13 protein-coding genes are annotated in these 15,834 nt (G+C 67.4%); 10 read left to right on the plus strand and 3 right to left on the minus strand.

Features of this window, described 5'->3' with window-relative positions; translation table 11 throughout:
* Positions 1-3: 3 nt before the first annotated feature.
* Entirely contained in the window at positions 4-876 is an 873-nt protein-coding gene (locus BLP38_RS03270) for a hypothetical protein (RefSeq protein WP_231916559.1), read from the minus strand.
* On the minus strand, positions 870-1,406 hold the full coding sequence (locus BLP38_RS14205; RefSeq protein ID WP_157681064.1) for a hypothetical protein: 537 nt from the start codon (positions 1,404-1,406) through the stop codon (positions 870-872). The genes BLP38_RS03270 and BLP38_RS14205 overlap by 7 nt, the downstream gene beginning before the upstream one ends.
* A gap of 232 nt (positions 1,407-1,638) precedes the next feature.
* On the opposite strand from BLP38_RS14205, the gene BLP38_RS03275 reads away from it, so the two are divergent.
* The 6 genes from BLP38_RS03275 to uvrB all read left to right on the plus strand — a co-directional run bounded on the left by BLP38_RS03275 (position 1,639) and on the right by uvrB (position 9,281).
* Complete coding sequence (locus BLP38_RS03275; RefSeq protein WP_231916560.1) at positions 1,639-1,917, plus strand: YchJ family protein; 279 nt, start codon at positions 1,639-1,641, stop codon at positions 1,915-1,917.
* Positions 1,918-2,064: 147 nt separating this feature from the next.
* Entirely contained in the window at positions 2,065-3,516 is a 1,452-nt protein-coding gene (rpsA, locus tag BLP38_RS03280) for a 30S ribosomal protein S1 (protein ID WP_065570782.1), read from the plus strand.
* 164 nt (positions 3,517-3,680) lie between these two features.
* Positions 3,681-5,330 carry a sensor histidine kinase gene (locus BLP38_RS03285; protein WP_091359486.1) on the plus strand — a complete coding sequence of 550 codons (1,650 nt, stop codon included), beginning with the start codon at positions 3,681-3,683 and terminating at the stop codon, positions 5,328-5,330.
* Positions 5,327-6,514, plus strand: a complete 1,188-nt coding sequence (locus BLP38_RS03290; RefSeq protein ID WP_091352840.1) for a diguanylate cyclase — start codon at positions 5,327-5,329, stop codon at positions 6,512-6,514. The genes BLP38_RS03285 and BLP38_RS03290 overlap by 4 nt, the downstream gene beginning before the upstream one ends.
* A 23-nt stretch (positions 6,515-6,537) precedes the next feature.
* The gene (gene coaE, locus BLP38_RS03295; protein WP_091352843.1) at positions 6,538-7,134 is read left to right on the plus strand and encodes a dephospho-CoA kinase; all 597 of its coding nucleotides are present in this window, start codon (positions 6,538-6,540) and stop codon (positions 7,132-7,134) included.
* A gap of 65 nt (positions 7,135-7,199) precedes the next feature.
* Positions 7,200-9,281, plus strand: coding sequence for an excinuclease ABC subunit UvrB (gene uvrB, locus BLP38_RS03300; protein WP_091352847.1), 2,082 nt, complete (start codon positions 7,200-7,202; stop codon positions 9,279-9,281).
* Between the two features lie 15 nt (positions 9,282-9,296).
* On the opposite strand, the gene BLP38_RS03305 is transcribed toward uvrB, so the two are convergent.
* On the minus strand, positions 9,297-9,533 hold the full coding sequence (locus BLP38_RS03305) for a hypothetical protein (RefSeq protein ID WP_091352852.1): 237 nt from the start codon (positions 9,531-9,533) through the stop codon (positions 9,297-9,299).
* A 40-nt stretch (positions 9,534-9,573) separates the two neighbouring features.
* Here BLP38_RS03305 and BLP38_RS03310 point away from each other — a divergent pair, with 40 nt between their 5' ends.
* Genes BLP38_RS03310 through rapZ form a run of 4 tightly spaced genes read left to right on the plus strand, consistent with a single transcriptional unit; the run spans position 9,574 to position 15,781 of the window.
* Positions 9,574-10,014: a MarR family winged helix-turn-helix transcriptional regulator gene (locus BLP38_RS03310; RefSeq protein ID WP_091352856.1), complete on the plus strand. Its 441-nt coding sequence runs from the start codon at positions 9,574-9,576 to the stop codon at positions 10,012-10,014.
* A 54-nt stretch (positions 10,015-10,068) separates the two neighbouring features.
* Positions 10,069-12,954 carry an excinuclease ABC subunit UvrA gene (uvrA, locus tag BLP38_RS03315; RefSeq protein WP_091352860.1) on the plus strand — a complete coding sequence of 962 codons (2,886 nt, stop codon included), beginning with the start codon at positions 10,069-10,071 and terminating at the stop codon, positions 12,952-12,954.
* 1 nt (position 12,955) lies between these two features.
* On the plus strand, positions 12,956-14,875 hold the full coding sequence (uvrC, locus tag BLP38_RS03320) for an excinuclease ABC subunit UvrC (protein WP_091352863.1): 1,920 nt from the start codon (positions 12,956-12,958) through the stop codon (positions 14,873-14,875).
* Between the two features lie 33 nt (positions 14,876-14,908).
* The gene (gene rapZ / locus BLP38_RS03325; protein WP_091352866.1) at positions 14,909-15,781 is read left to right on the plus strand and encodes an RNase adapter RapZ; all 873 of its coding nucleotides are present in this window, start codon (positions 14,909-14,911) and stop codon (positions 15,779-15,781) included.
* Positions 15,782-15,834 lie beyond the last annotated feature (53 nt).

Below are 15,834 nucleotides of genomic sequence, written 5' to 3' on the forward strand. Positions count from 1 at the left end.
CACTCAGCAACCGGGTCCGCCCGGGTCCTCGTCGCAGGTGCGTTGCACGAGCGCGGTCTCGACGTCGACGATCCGGATGACGGTGGTCGGGGTGTCGACCTCGAGGAGACCGGCGATGGGGAACCATCCGCCGCCGGCATCCGCTTCGGCTGCGTAGCGGACGGTCGCGGCGGCCTCGTACTCGCCTGCGGCGCCGTAGCTGTGGCTGGTGGCGGTCGCGGTGAACTGCGGAACCCCAAGGTCGTCCCACGACCTGCCGGCAGTCCTCGTCTCCCGCGCCGCCCCGTCGCCGTAGGTGAAGGCGTAGGAGACCGGCGTGAAGCGGACGGTGACGGGGATGTCGAAGATATCGCCCTGCACGATGTGCTCCTCGGCCCCGACCACGAAGTTGGTGGGCATGCCCACCACGCCCATCCCGCCGGGTTCGCCGACGATCGCCGGCGGCGCCGGTGCGAACTGCGCGACGTCCTGAATGGTCGCCGTCGTCGGATCCGGTGCGGCCGGGGCAGCGGGATCGGCCGGCGGCAGCTCGGCCTGCTCGGTGCCGGGAATCGGGGCGCCGCCTGGGGCGGCGATCGCGCCGGCGCACGCGTGGTTGAACGCGCACTCCGCGAGCCACTCTTCGCGGGTCCGCTGACCCGGGTAGAAGGCGTCCGGGTTCCGCGCCGGCGGAGGAACGACCGATGAGCCGCCGCCGCCCCGAGGCCCGGTCTGTGGGCGTGTGGGTGTGGACGACTCACCGCGGGTCGCGCCGATCGAAACGGATGACCCGTTGTTGACCGTCTTGCAGTCGTCTGTCCAACTCTGGTGGCCACAGCTTCCGCCCCCACCCGACGCCGTTAAAAGAGCGGCGACGAGGAGCGCCGTGGTCAGCATGGAGGACCGTCCTGGCGTGAGCCAATCGACGAAATCTTCAAGGCACCGGCTGTCGAAAGAGGCACAACTGTGACCCGGATGGTCTGGATATCAGGTCGGTCAGGGGAAACCTGAGATTCACCCTCCGCGTTCACGACGTCAATTGCGGAAACATCCGTGCAAGCGTCGAGGGTGATCGATCCGGAGGTGCGGTCCCAGCGGGTGCCCTCGATCAGAAGGATCTCAGTTTTCCCAGACACGCGGAGCCCCGAGGAGTGGTATTCCGTGAGACCTTTCTTTTCGGAGCTCAGGGCCTCGCCAGTTGTTTGCGCATACACGGGCTCAAATGTCGCGGGATCGGACAGATCGACGTCGTTCAGGGCATCGACGTACGCGCGATAGGTCGCCTCCGCAGCGGCGAAGGCCTCTTCTTCCGACGCGAATCCGGTCGCTGTCGGCAACGGGGTCGGGGAAGCGGTCGGTGCGCACGCCGAGAGGGCGGCGGCGAGCACGGTCGCGGCCAGCAGCGCTGCGGTGCGTCGAGCGATCATGCGACCACGGTAGTGAACCCTCGTCTCTTCTCCGAGGGTTGTCCACAGCGCGTAGGCTCACTCGGGTCTTTCGTGAGCGTGGGGAGGAATCATGTCGTTCGGGGCTGCGGCATCCGCTCGTCGAGGGCGACGGCTCGCCGCTGACGCACCTTGTCCCTGCGGCCGGCGGGACTTCGCGTCCTGCTGCGGCCCAGTGCTCGACGGGCGTGCAGCGGAAACACCCGAAGACCTCATGCGTTCGCGGTACACGGCGTTCGCGCTCGGCGACGCGCGGCATCTGGTCGACACGTGGTTCCCCGGAACACGGCCGGGCGACCTGACGATCGACCCCGACACAGAATGGATGAGGCTCGACATCCAGGGCTCCGACATCGCTCCGGACGGCCGGTCGGGACGGGTGCGCTTCCGGGCGTCATGGCGGGAAGGTGCCGGCGGGGACCTGCAGACGATGGAGGAGCACAGTCGCTTCATCCGGCGGGCCGGGCGCTGGTACTACGTCGACGCGCTCTGATAACATAGAGCGTCGCACGCGTGGCTCATCCGCCGTGCTCTCGCGACATCGCAACAACAACCACTCTGCTCCGATCGGCTGCCGCGCGTCCTCGCGCGGATGTGCCTCGGGGCCCGATCACAACACCATCCAAGGACAACCCCCTACATGACTAACGCAACGACCGCCCCGGCCACCAAGCAGGTCGCCATCAACGACATCGGATCTGCTGAGGACTTCCTGGCCGCGGTCGAGAAGACCCTGAAGTTCTTCAACGACGGAGACCTCATCGAAGGCACCGTCGTGAAGATCGACCGCGACGAGGTCCTCCTCGACGTCGGCTACAAGACCGAGGGCGTCATCCCCTCGCGTGAGCTCTCGATCAAGCACGACGTCGACCCCAACGAGGTCGTCAACGTCGGCGACCAGGTCGAGGCCCTCGTCCTCCAGAAGGAGGACAAGGAAGGCCGCCTGATCCTCTCCAAGAAGCGCGCACAGTACGAGCGTGCCTGGGGAGACGTCGAGAAGATCAAGGAGAACGACGGCGTCGTCACCGGTTCCGTCATCGAGGTCGTCAAGGGTGGCCTCATCGTCGACATCGGCCTCCGCGGCTTCCTGCCCGCGTCGCTCATCGAGCTGCGCCGCGTCCGCGACCTCACGCCGTACCTCGGTCAGGAGATCGAGGCGAAGATCCTCGAGCTCGACAAGAACCGCAACAACGTCGTCCTCTCGCGCCGCGCTCTGCTCGAGCAGACGCAGTCGGAGTCGCGTTCGAACTTCCTCAACAACCTCCACAAGGGTCAGGTCCGCAAGGGCACCGTCTCGTCGATCGTCAACTTCGGTGCGTTCGTCGACCTCGGTGGCGTCGACGGTCTCGTCCACGTCTCGGAGCTCTCGTGGAAGCACATCGAGCACGCATCCGAGGTCGTCGAGGTCGGCCAGGAGGTCACCGTCGAGATCCTCGAGGTCGACCTGGACCGCGAGCGCGTCTCGCTGTCGCTGAAGGCGACGCAGGAGGACCCGTGGCAGGTCTTCGCCCGTACCCACGCAATCGGTCAGGTTGCTCCGGGCAAGGTCACCAAGCTCGTTCCGTTCGGTGCGTTCGTCCGCGTCGCCGACGGCATCGAGGGCCTCGTGCACATCTCCGAGCTCTCGGGCAAGCACGTCGAGCTCGCCGAGCAGGTCGTCTCCGTCGGTGAAGAGGTCTTCGTCAAGATCATCGACATCGACCTCGAGCGTCGTCGCATCTCGCTCTCGCTCAAGCAGGCCAACGAGTCTGTCGACCCCAACGGCACCGAGTTCGACCCGGCGCTCTACGGCATGGTCACCGAGTACGACGAGAACGGCGAGTACAAGTACCCCGAGGGCTTCGACCCCGAGACCAACCAGTGGAAGGAAGGCTTCGACGAGGCCCGCCTCGCCTGGGAGGCCGAGTACGCCGCTGCTCAGGGTCGCTGGGAGGCTCACAAGGCCGCTGTCGCCAAGGCTCTCGAGGCCGAGGCCGCCGCTCCGGCCGACTCGGGCTCGTCGTCCTTCTCGTCCGAGGTCTCCGGCGGCGCCGGCACCCTCGCCGACGACGAGGCGCTGGCTGCTCTCCGCGAGAAGCTGTCCGGTCGCTGATCGACACGCACCTGAATCGAGGGGTCGGAGCCATGTGCTCCGGCCCCTCGGTCGTTGTACCGACGGATGCCGACGGCCCCGGCTCCCGGTAACGTGCAGGTGTGGCGCATGAGAACGAGGGATCGACCGCAGATCGATCGTCGTCCGATCGGGCGGGGACGCGCATGCACCGACTCTTCGACGCCCCCCTGCGTCAGCTGCCGCTGACCGAACTGCGCGACCGTGTGGCCGCCAACAACCAGCTCCTCCTCACGGCGATCGTGGCGGCGATCTTCCTGTCGGGAATCCCCAGCGGGTGGCTCGCCCAAGCTCCGCAGTTCGCGCCCGGCGTCGTCATCGTCGTCGTCGCTGCCGTCGCGAGTCTCGCCGTCCCCTGGTCACGCCTGCACCCGTCCTGGGTCGCCGTCATCCCACTCCTCGACATCGTCGCGATCGGGCTCATGCGCACGTCCGATGTCCCGGGCATCGGCCTCCTCTGGGCGTTCCCGACGATGTGGCTGTCCTCGATGGGCCGACTCTGGTTCATCGTCGCGTGCGTCGGATCGATCGGTTCGTACTGGATCTCTCTACTCTTCGTGCCCGATTTCCAGCTCACATGGGCGGTCATCGTCCTCCCGGCCGTCGTCATCGCGATCGGGGCATCCACCTACAACTCGACGCGTCGCTTCCTCGCACAGCGTGCCCTGCTCGATCGCCAGGCGGAGCGTCTGACGGCGGCGCTGCGTCACGCGAGTCGGCAGGAACAGCTGCTGACGGAGGTGCTCGACACCGTCGATTTCGGAGTCCTCCGCGTGGGTCCCGACGGCGAGATCACCTTCGTCAATGACGCGCTCGGTCGATTCCAGCAGCGCATCCCCGGATTCGGCAGGTCTGACGGCAGCGAACAGATCTTCGCCGCCGACGGGGAGACGCCGCTGGCCACCGCGGACCGTCCGCTGTCCCGCATCATCCGGGGGGAGACCTTCAGCGACGTCGTCGTCTGGTACGCCGTCTCGGACTCCCGGCGCGCGGCACTCAGTCTGACGGCGCGCCGGATGCGGGATGCCGACGGCGATCCGGCGGGGGTGGTCCTCGTCGCGCGCGACGTGACCGACGAGCGTACGGCGCTCAAAGCCCGGGACAGCCTGGTCGCGTCGGTCTCGCACGAGTTGCGGACACCGCTCACGTCGATCCTCGGCTACCTGGAGCTGGTCCTCGACACGGAGGACCTCCCCGAGACGGTGCACCGGCAGGTGGATGTGGCCTACCGCAACAGCGAGCGGCTGCTCGGCATCGTGTCCGGCATACTCGCGGCATCCACGGCATCGCGCATGTCGGCCGAAGTGACGATCTCGCCAGTGATGCATGACCTGGGGTCCGTCGTTCGGGCATCGGCATCCGACCTCACGCCGATCGCCCGCGAGCGGGCGATCCGTATCGACGTCGAAGACATCCTGGAAACCCCGGCCTTCGTCGACCCCGCCAGGATCCGTCAGGTCGCCGACAATCTCATCAGCAACGCCATCAAGTTCAACCGAGACGGCGGCTCGATCACGCTCAGCAGCTCCACGGACGGTGACGTCTCGTGGTTCTTCGTCCGCGACACCGGGATCGGGCTGACTCCGGAGGACCAGGATCGACTGTTCGAACGGTTCTTCCGAGCGGAGTCCGGCGTCGCGGGAACCGGGCTGGGGCTCGCCATCAGCCGGGAGATCGTTCGCGCTCACGGCGGCGACATCACCGTGACCTCGACGAAGGGCAAGGGCACGACGTTCATGGTCCGTCTGCCCGCCCGGGCGGCCGTCACGAGTCCTGTCGAGGAGGGCGACCGGTGACGCTCGATCTGTTCTCGGTGACCGTGATGACGGCCCTCGTCGCCTTCGTCGCAACGGGCATCTTCGTCGTAGAGACGTTGCGTCGCCGCGACGCCGGCGCGGGGCGACTCTGGGCGGTCGCGTACCTGTGCGGTACGGCGACGACCTTCGCCTACATCTCCTGGGCGGCGGGCATCGGGGGAGCGGTCGCGATCGCCATCGGCAACTCCGCCTTCGCGCTCACCCCTGCCTTCATATGGCTGGGGAACCGCCGCTTCAACGACCGCCCCATCGGCTGGTCCTCGGTGATCGTCGGTGTCCTCGCCGTGTTCACGTTCGTCGCCGCCGTGATCCGTGTCCCGGTCGAGGGCTCCTGGGGCGGATGGGTGGTCATGGCTGCCACCATCGTGGTGTTCTTCCTCGCAGGCGGGTGGGAGGCGACGCGTCGCCCCATGGGCCGGATCGGCAACGCCCACCTGCTGTCCGCGGTCCTGTTCGCCGGAGCCGCCTTCTACGGCGCTCGTCTGGCGGCCTTCGTCCTCGACGGTCCTGAGGGAACCTTCTTCGTGACCTGGTTCGGTTCCATCTCGGCCAACATCGCAACCGTCGTCCTGACCATGGTCGCCGTCGTGGTCACCTCCATCCTGAGAGCGAACAAAAGCGCGACCCAGCGGTATGAGTGGCTCGGCGAGAACGGCGTCGCGGCCGACGGGATCATGCTCGGGCGCACCTACCGTGACGCGCTCCGGGACATGACCGAACGCGCCGGATGGCGTCGAGAGCTCGTCAGCGTGATCATCGTCCACGTCGACGGCTTGGACGAGATGGCGGCCGCCTTCGGGTCGGATGCCGCGGATGAGCTCGCGGCTCAGTGGCGCCGCTCCGTCCGACGCCACGCCCCCGCCTCCGCCTTCGTGGGGGAGGACGGTGACTCCACGCTCGCCGTGTGCGGCGTGGCGACGACCGCCGCCGACGCGCGGCGGCAGGGCGCGGCGATCTACCGCGGATGCATCGACGATCTCGCGGACAACCCGACGGGGCTTCTCCCGGTCGTCGGGATCGGAGTCGGACTGACGGAGACCGTCGGCTACGACCCGACCGTCCTGATGAACGCCGCTCGCGGAGCGGCCATCCGCGCATCGCGGAGCCTGGAGGCATCCGTCCTCTTCGGCGGACTCGAGGAAGCGCGCTCGCACCTGACCTGATCGAGCCGTGGCATCCTCGGAGAGTGCCTCTCATCGCGCTGACCGGCGGAATCGCCTCGGGGAAGTCCACCATCGCCCGCCGGCTGGCCGAACACGGCGCCGTGATCGTGGACGCCGACGCGCTCGTCCGTGAAGTGCAGCAGCCCGGTTCACCGGTCCTCGACGCGATCGCCGCCGAGTTCGGAGACGACCTGCTCACGCCGCACGGCGAGCTCGATCGCCGCGGCCTCGCGTCACGGGTGTTCGGCGATCCGGATGCCGTCGGCCGTCTCAACGCGATCGTCCATCCTGCCGTGCGCGCTGAGTCCGCCCGCCGATTCCAGATGGCATTCGACGCGGATCCCGACGCGGTCGTCGTCTACGACGTGCCGCTCCTGCTGGAGGCTCGGGCGGCGGACCCGTGGGAGCTGATCGTCGTCGCACACGCCCCGGCGGCCCTCCGCAGGGAGCGACTCGTCTCGCTGCGCGGGATGACACCCGAGGACGCCGACGCCCGGATGGCGGCCCAGGTCGACGACGCGCGCCGGCTCGCGATCGCCGACGTCGTGATCGATACGGCCGGCACGCTCGACCAGACGCTCGCGCAGACCGACGACCTCTGGACCCGACTCGCGGCCTGACTTCCGATCCCACGCCGACGGCGAACGCCGGAGCCGGTGTCGGAGGCCCGGCCTACGCTGGATTCATGCAGACCACGCGATCCGTCCGGCCGTTCGAGGTCATCAGCGAATACGTCCCGAGCGGCGACCAGCCGCAGGCGATCGCCGATCTCGCCGCGCGCATCAATGCGGGTGAGACCGACGTCGTCCTGCTCGGTGCCACGGGTACCGGCAAGTCCGCGACGACGGCGTGGCTCATCGAACAGGTGCAGCGGCCGACCCTCGTGATGGCGCACAACAAGACGCTGGCGGCCCAGCTCGCGAACGAGTTCCGCGACCTCCTGCCGAACAACGCGGTCGAGTACTTCGTCAGCTACTACGACTACTACCAGCCCGAGGCGTACGTCCCGCAGACGGACACCTTCATCGAGAAGGACTCCTCGATCAACGCCGAGGTCGAGCGCCTGCGCCACTCAACGACCAATTCGCTGCTGAGCCGGCGCGACGTGGTCGTTGTGTCGACCGTCTCGTGCATCTACGGCCTCGGTGCTCCCGAGGAGTACCTCCGCGCGATGGTCGCGCTGCAGGTGGGGGAGCGGTACGACCGCGACGCCCTCATCCGCAAGTTCATCGCGATGCAGTACAACCGCAACGACGTCGACTTCTCGCGCGGAAACTTCCGCGTGCGCGGCGACACCATCGAGATCATCCCGGTGTACGAGGAGTTCGCCGTGCGGATCGAGCTCTTCGGCGACGAGATCGAAGCGCTGTACATGCTGCATCCGCTCACCGGCGACGTGGTGCAGAAGCTCGAGAGTGTGCCCATCTTCCCGGCATCCCACTACGTCGCGGGTACCGAGACCGTCCAGCGCGCCATCGGCACCATCGAGCACGAGCTCGAGGAGCGACTGAAGGAGTTCGAGTCGCAGGGCAAGCTCCTCGAGGCGCAGCGCCTGCGCATGCGCACGACGTTCGACCTCGAGATGCTGCAGCAGCTCGGGTTCTGCTCGGGCATCGAGAACTACTCCCGCCACCTCGATGGACGGATGCCGGGGGAGGCCCCGCACACGCTCCTCGACTTCTTCCCCGACGACTTCCTGCTCGTGATCGACGAATCGCACGTGACCGTGCCGCAGATCGGTGCCATGTACGAGGGGGATGCCTCCCGCAAGCGCACGCTCGTCGACCACGGGTTCCGGCTGCCGAGCGCGATGGACAACCGTCCATTGCGCTTCGACGAGTTCAAGCAGCGGATCGGTCAGAGCGTCTACCTGTCCGCGACGCCGGGGAAGTACGAGATGGGGATCGCCGACGGCGTGGTCGAGCAGATCATCCGTCCGACGGGCCTGATCGACCCGGAGATCATCGTCAAGCCGTCGAAGGGACAGATCGACGACCTGCTCGAGGAGATCCGCATCCGCGTCGACAAGGACGAGCGCATCCTCGTGACGACCCTCACGAAGAAGATGGCCGAAGAGCTCACCGACTTCCTCGGCGAGCACGGAGTGCGGGTGCGCTACCTGCATTCGGACGTCGACACGCTCCGCCGTGTCGAGCTGTTGACCGAGCTCCGTCAGGGCGTCTATGACGTTCTGGTCGGCATCAACCTCCTGCGCGAGGGTCTCGACCTTCCGGAGGTGTCGCTCGTGGCCATTCTGGATGCCGACAAGGAGGGCTTCCTGCGGTCCGGGACCTCTCTCATCCAGACGATCGGTCGTGCCGCCCGAAACGTGTCGGGTGAGGTGCACATGTACGCCGACAAGATCACCGACTCGATGGCCGCGGCCATCGAGGAGACCGAGCGCCGTCGCGAGAAGCAGATCGCGTACAACCTCGAGCACGGCATCGATCCGCAGCCGCTGCGGAAGAAGATCGCCGACATCACCGATGCCCTCGCCCGCGAGGCGAGCGACACGCGCGACATGATGGACAGCCGCGGCAAGGGCAAGACGAAGTCGGGCAAGGGAAAGAGCCCGACACCGCAGCTTCGGCGCGAAGGCATCGCGGCGGAGGGGGCGAACCAGCTCGAGGCGACCATCGAAGACCTCACCCGGCAGATGCTCGCGGCGGCCGATGAGCTCAAGTTCGAGCTCGCGGGTCGACTTCGCGACGAGGTCCAGGACCTCAAGAAGGAGCTGCGAGCGATGGAGCGCGCCGGTCACGCCTGACCGGGTCCACGCCGGTCAGGGGCAGTGCATGAGCGGGCGTTCGCCGGAGCGGTCGAACGTGTGCTGCGACATCGGCCGGCCGCACAGGGGGCAGGCACGCTCCGTGCGGACCGGCTCCGGCTCGGTGTCATAGGGTCCGACGGAGGCGGGGCCGGCGTAGCGGATGAGGCGGCTGTTCCACCACGTGTAGAAGCCGCCGGCTGCACGGATCCGCTGACGGAGTGGGGGTCGTTGTTCCCGTTCCTCATCCATAATCATTAGTGTACTAACTATTAGCGAAGTGAGGATCGGGATGAACGAAGACGCGCTGAAGCTGGAGAGCCAGCTCTGCTTCGCGATCGTGACGGCGGCACGCAACGTCGTCTCCATCTACCGGCCGATCCTCGACCCCCTCGGGCTCACCCACCCGCAGTACCTGGTGATGCTCGCCCTCTGGGAGAGGGACCCGCAGTCTCTGAGCGAGCTGGCATCCGCCCTCGCCGTGGAGCCCGCGAGTCTCTCGCCGACGATCAAGCGCCTGGAGTCGCAGGGACGAGTGGTCCGCCGACGTCGCGCGGCCGACGAGCGCGTCCTCGACATCGAGCTGACCGACGACGGGCGCGCGCTTCGCGAGCTCGCCCTCGACGTGCCTCGGCAGGTCATGGAACGTGTCGGGCTCGGCGTCGACGACGTCGCACGTCTTCGGGATGGCCTGCAGCCGTTCGCCGGCGGGCGTGCGACCGTAACGGACTGATCGCCCGGAGCGAAGACCGGAGCCCGTGTCGGTGGCCCAACCTAGGATTGACCGGTGCCCATCGTCCCCGTTCCCCACGCCTCCAAACTCAGTGTCCGCGGCGCTCGCGTCCACAATCTGAAGAACGTCGACCTCGAGATCCCGCGCGACTCGCTCGTCGTGTTCACCGGCCTGTCCGGGTCGGGGAAGTCGAGCCTCGCGTTCGACACGATCTTCGCCGAGGGCCAGCGCCGCTACATCGAGTCGCTCAGCTCCTACGCGCGGCAGTTCCTGGGACAGGTCGACCGTCCGGACGTCGATTTCATCGAGGGACTGAGCCCTGCGGTGTCGATCGATCAGAAGTCGACCAACCGCAACCCGCGTTCGACCGTCGGCACGATCACCGAGATCAACGACTACATGCGACTGCTGTGGGCGCGGGTGGGTGTGCCGCACTGCCCCGAGTGCGGTGAGCGCATCCAGCGACAGACGGTGCAGCAGATCGCCGACCAGCTCATGGAGCTGCCTGAGCGGACGCGCTACCAGATCGTCGCTCCCGTCGTCTCGCAGAAGAAGGGTGAATTCGTCGACCTCTTCAAGGAGCTGTCGGCGAAGGGCTACGCCCGCGCGATCGTCGACGGCGAGGCCGTGCAGCTGGCCGAACCGCCGACGTTGAAGAAGAGCTACAAGCACGACATCGCGGTCGTCGTCGACCGACTCGTCGCGAGCCCCGACATCCTCGGCCGTGTCACCGACTCGGTCGAGACGGCGCTCGGCCTGGCCGGCGGCATCCTCCAGGTCAACTTCGTCGACGAAGAGGGCGACGATGCGTGGCAGAGCTACAGCGAGAAGCTCGCCTGCCCGAACGGTCACCCGCTCCAGCTCACCGAGATCGAGCCGCGGACATTCTCGTTCAACGCGCCATTCGGTGCCTGCCCTGCGTGTTCCGGGCTGGGCACGCGCATGTCCGTCGACACCGAACTGCTGCTCGGCGACGAGGAGCTCTCCATCGCCGAAGGCGTCATCGTCCCCTGGACGACGCAGGGCAAGGGGTTGTTCCAGTACTACGAGCGTCTGCTCGTCGGTCTCGCCGATGACCTCGGCTTCTCACTCGACACCCCGTGGAAGAACCTGCCCGTCGACATCCAGGACGCCGTCCTTTCGGGCGAGAACTACAAGGTCACGGTCAAGTGGAAGAACCGCTACGGACGCGAAATGCGGTACGCGTCCGGCTTCGAGGGTGTGATCCCCTACATCGAGCGTCAGTTCACGCAGGCCGAGACCGACACGCAGCGTCAGCGCTGGGCGGAGTTCCTCCGCGAGGTGCCGTGCCCCGTCTGCAACGGCGACCGTCTCAAGCCCGAGGTCCTCTCGGTCCTCGTCCACGGCCACTCGATCGCGGATGCCTCGCGGCTCAGCCTCGGCGAGGCGCAGACCTTCTTCGCCGAGATGGCCCTCACCGACCGCGAGGCGACGATCGCGGCGGCGGTGCTCCGCGAAATCCGAGCGCGGCTCGACTTCCTCATCCAGGTGGGTCTGAACTACCTGAGCCTCAGCCGCGCCGCCGGTTCGCTCTCGGGCGGCGAGGCGCAGCGCATCCGTCTCGCGACGCAGATCGGCTCCGGGCTGACCGGCGTGCTCTACGTCCTCGATGAGCCCTCGATCGGACTCCACCAGCGCGACAACCGCCGTCTCATCGAGACGCTCGTGCGGCTCAAGAGCCTCGGGAACACGCTCGTCGTCGTCGAGCACGACGAGGAGACCATCCACGCGGCCGACTGGATCGTCGACATCGGCCCGCGGGCGGGTGTCGAGGGCGGGAACGTGGTCCACTCGGGTCCCGTCGACCAGCTCCTGACCGATGAGGAGTCCATCACGGGCGCCTACCTCAGCGGGCGCCGGGCGATCGCGATGCCGAAGAAGCGTCGCAAGATCGACAAGGGACGGCAGCTGCGCGTCGTCGGTGCGCGGGCGAACAACCTGCAGAACGTCACGGTCGATTTCCCGCTGGGCGTCCTGACCTCCGTCACCGGCGTGAGCGGGTCGGGCAAGTCGTCTCTCGTGAACGGCATCCTCTACGAAGTCCTCGCCACCAAGCTCAACGGAGCGCGTCGCGTCGCCGGCAAGCACACCCGCGTGACCGGCCTCGAGCACCTCGACAAGGTCGTCCACGTCGACCAGGCCCCCATCGGACGCACGCCCCGCTCGAACCCGGCCACCTACACAGGCGTCTTCGACCGGATCCGATCGCTGTTCGCCGAGACGACCGAGGCGAAGACCCGCGGATACCAGCCGGGTCGCTTCAGCTTCAACGTCAAGGGCGGGCGCTGCGAGGCCTGCTCGGGTGACGGCACGATCAAGATCGAGATGAACTTCCTGCCCGACGTCTACGTCGACTGCGAGGTGTGCCACGGCCAGCGCTACAACCGCGACACCCTGACCGTGCACTACAAGGGCAAGAACATCGCCGAAGTTCTCAACATGCCGATCTCCGAGGCGGCCGACTTCTTCGAGCCGATCCAGGCGATCCACCGCTACTTGAAGACGCTCGTCGACGTCGGGCTCGGCTACGTGCGGCTCGGGCAGTCGGCGACGACGCTCTCGGGGGGCGAGGCGCAGCGCGTCAAGCTCGCCACCGAACTGCAGCGGCGTTCCAACGGCAGGACGATCTACGTCCTCGACGAGCCGACGACGGGCCTGCACTTCGAAGACGTCCAGCGCCTGCTCGAGGTCTTGAACAGCCTCGTCGACAAGGGCAACTCGGTTCTCGTCATCGAGCACAACCTCGACGTCATCAAGTCGTCGGACTGGGTCATCGACCTCGGCCCCGAGGGCGGGTCCGGTGGCGGCACGATCGTCGCGACCGGCACGCCGGAGCAGGTGGCGGCCGTCTCCGAAAGCCACACGGGTCAGTTCCTCGCCGAGCTCTTGGACGTGGCGCCCGCGCGCAAGGCGGGCTGACGTGGCCTCCGCGCTGCCTTACAAGCCGAAGCCGGGGGAGATCCCGACCGACCCGGGCGTCTACCGGTTCCTCGACGCGGACGGCCGGATCCTGTACGTCGGCAAGGCGAAGAACCTGCGCGCACGGCTGTCGAACTATTTCGCTCCGCTGCACACCCTGCACGAGCGCACGCGTCGCATGGTCACGACGGCTGCGAAGGTCGAGTGGACGGTCGTCGCGACCGACATCGACTCCTTGCAGCTCGAATACACGTGGATCCAGGAGTACTCGCCGCCGTTCAACGTCCGATACAAGGACGACAAGTCCTACCCCTACATGGCGGTGACCCTGGGCGACGAGGCGCCGCGGGTGATCGTCACACGGAACCGCCGCATCCGTGGCGCGAAGTACTTCGGTCCGTACCCCAAGGTCTGGGCGGTCCACGACACCATCGATCAGCTGATCAAGGTGTTCCCGATCCGCACGTGCAGCGATTCGTCCTACAAGAAGGCGATGGCGACGGGGCGGCCCTGCTTCCCCGGTCAGATCGGCCGGTGCGGTGGCCCGTGCTCGATGAAGGTCACCATCGAGGAGCACCGCGCGATCGTCGACGACTTCATCGCCTTCATGTCGGGCAGCGACAAGCGGTACACGAAGCGGATGGAAGCGCGCATGCGCGAAGCCGCTGCCGCGATGGACTACGAGACCGCGGCCTCGTACCGCGACAAGCTGCAGGCGCTCGACGCCGTCCTCAACCGCAGCGCGTTGGTCCTGAGCGAGGACACGGATGCCGATCTGTTCGGAGTCGCCGAAGACGAACTCTCCGCGGCCGTGCAGCACTTCATCGTCCGCGGTGGGCGCGTGCGAGGCGTTCGTGCGACGACGATCGACAAGGAGCTCGACATCTCGGGCCCGGAGCTGGTCGACCAGATCCTCCAGCGCGCGTACGGAGCCGCCGGCGCTGAAGACATCCCGCGTCAGGTGCTCGTGCCGACTCTCCCCGACGACACCGCCGAGCTCGAGGAGTGGTTGCAGTCCCGACGCGGCAAGAGGGTCACGGTCCAGATCGCGCAGCGCGGTCAGAAGGCGGACCTGATGCGCACGGCGACCCTCAACGCCCAGCAGGCGCTCATGCTCCACAAGACGCGCCGGACGAGCGATTACACGTCGCGCACGAAAGCGCTGACCGACCTGCAGGAGGCCCTCGGGATGTCCGAGGCTCCGCTGCGGATCGAATGCTTCGACGTCTCGCACCTCGGCGGGACGGGTGTGGTTGCCTCGATGGTCGTCTTCGAGGACGGTCTGCCCCGAAAGGATCAGTACCGGTCCTTCTCGGTGAGCGAGACCACCGACGACACCGACTCCATGTATCAGGTGCTCATGCGCCGACTCGCCCACATCGACCGGGACGAGGCCGAGCAGGACGCGATCGATCCGACGGCCGACGGCGAGGTGGATGCCACCCGCAAGCGCCCGCGCTTCGCGTACCGTCCGCAGCTGCTCCTCGTCGACGGCGGCCAGCCGCAGGTCGCCGCGGCGGCCCGCGCGCTCCGCGACTCCGGCCACGAGGAGATCGCCCTGTGCGGCATCGCGAAGCGCCTCGAGGAGGTCTGGCTGCCCGACGACGACTTCCCGGTCATCCTGCCGCGTTCGTCAGAGGCGCTGTATTTGCTCCAGCGACTCCGTGACGAGGCGCACCGATTCGCCATCACCCATCAGCGCAAGAAGCGCGGACGGGACATCACGACGGTGCTCGCGGAAGTGCCCGGGCTGGGGGAGTCGCGGATCAAAGCGCTCCTGCGTCACTTCGGCTCTGTGAGCAAGCTGAAGCAGGCGTCTCCGGAGGAGATCCAGGAGCTCCCCGGAATCGGCCCTCGACTGGCCGCCAGCATCCACTCGCATCTCGCGACCGGTTCGGTCCCGAGCGGTGCCGGTGGTTAGGCTGAGTCCACACGCGTGAAAGGCAGGGCAGGGATGGGCGGCCAGACGACAGGCGAGGTCCTGATCGTCACGGGCATGTCCGGCGCCGGGCGGACGACCGCGGCGAACGCCCTCGAGGATCTCGACTGGTACGTCGTCGACAACCTCCCGCCGCAGATGCTCTCGCATCTCCTGGACCTCACGGCCCTCGCCGCAGACGCGCTCCCCAAGGTCGCCGCCGTCGTCGATGTCCGAGGTCGCCAGCTGTTCGGCGAGCTGCCGTCGGTGACCCGATCGCTGCGAGACGGCCGTCAGCTGCGCGTCCTGTTCCTGGATGCCGCCGACGAGGTGCTCGTCCGCCGCTTCGAGGCCGTGCGTCGGCCGCACCCTCTCCAAGGGGAGGGGACGATCCTCGACGGCATCCGTCGCGAACGCGAACGCGTCGCGATCATCCGAGAAGCCGCCGACGTCATCGTCGACACGAGCTCCCTCAACATCCACCAGCTGGCGAACCGGATCGTCGACCTGTTCAGCGACGACGGAGACGCGCGCCACACGGTCACCGTCATGAGCTTCGGTTTCAAATACGGGCTCCCTCCCGACGTCGATCTCGTCGCGGACATGCGGTTCCTCCCGAACCCGTATTGGGAGCCGTCGCTGCGCGCGCTGACAGGCGAAGACGAGGCCGTCCGCGACTTCGTCCTCGACCAGGAGGGCGCCCGTGAGTTCATCGACACGTACGCGGCGGCTCTCCATCCCGTTCTGCAGGGGTATCAGCGCGAGAACAAACGTCACTCGGTCGTCGCGATCGGCTGCACCGGCGGCAAGCACCGCTCGGTGGTGACCGCTCTCGAGCTCGGCCAGCGTCTGGCCCAGGAAACGGGCGTAGCGGTGAGGGTCACGCACCGTGACCTGGGTCGCGAATGACCGGTGCGCGAGTAAGCTGATCCTTTGTCCCCGATCGCCCCCACCGAAGGATC

Origin of the sequence: Microbacterium sp. LKL04 (assembly GCF_900102005.1) — a bacterium.
GTDB lineage: Bacteria > Actinomycetota > Actinomycetes > Actinomycetales > Microbacteriaceae > Microbacterium.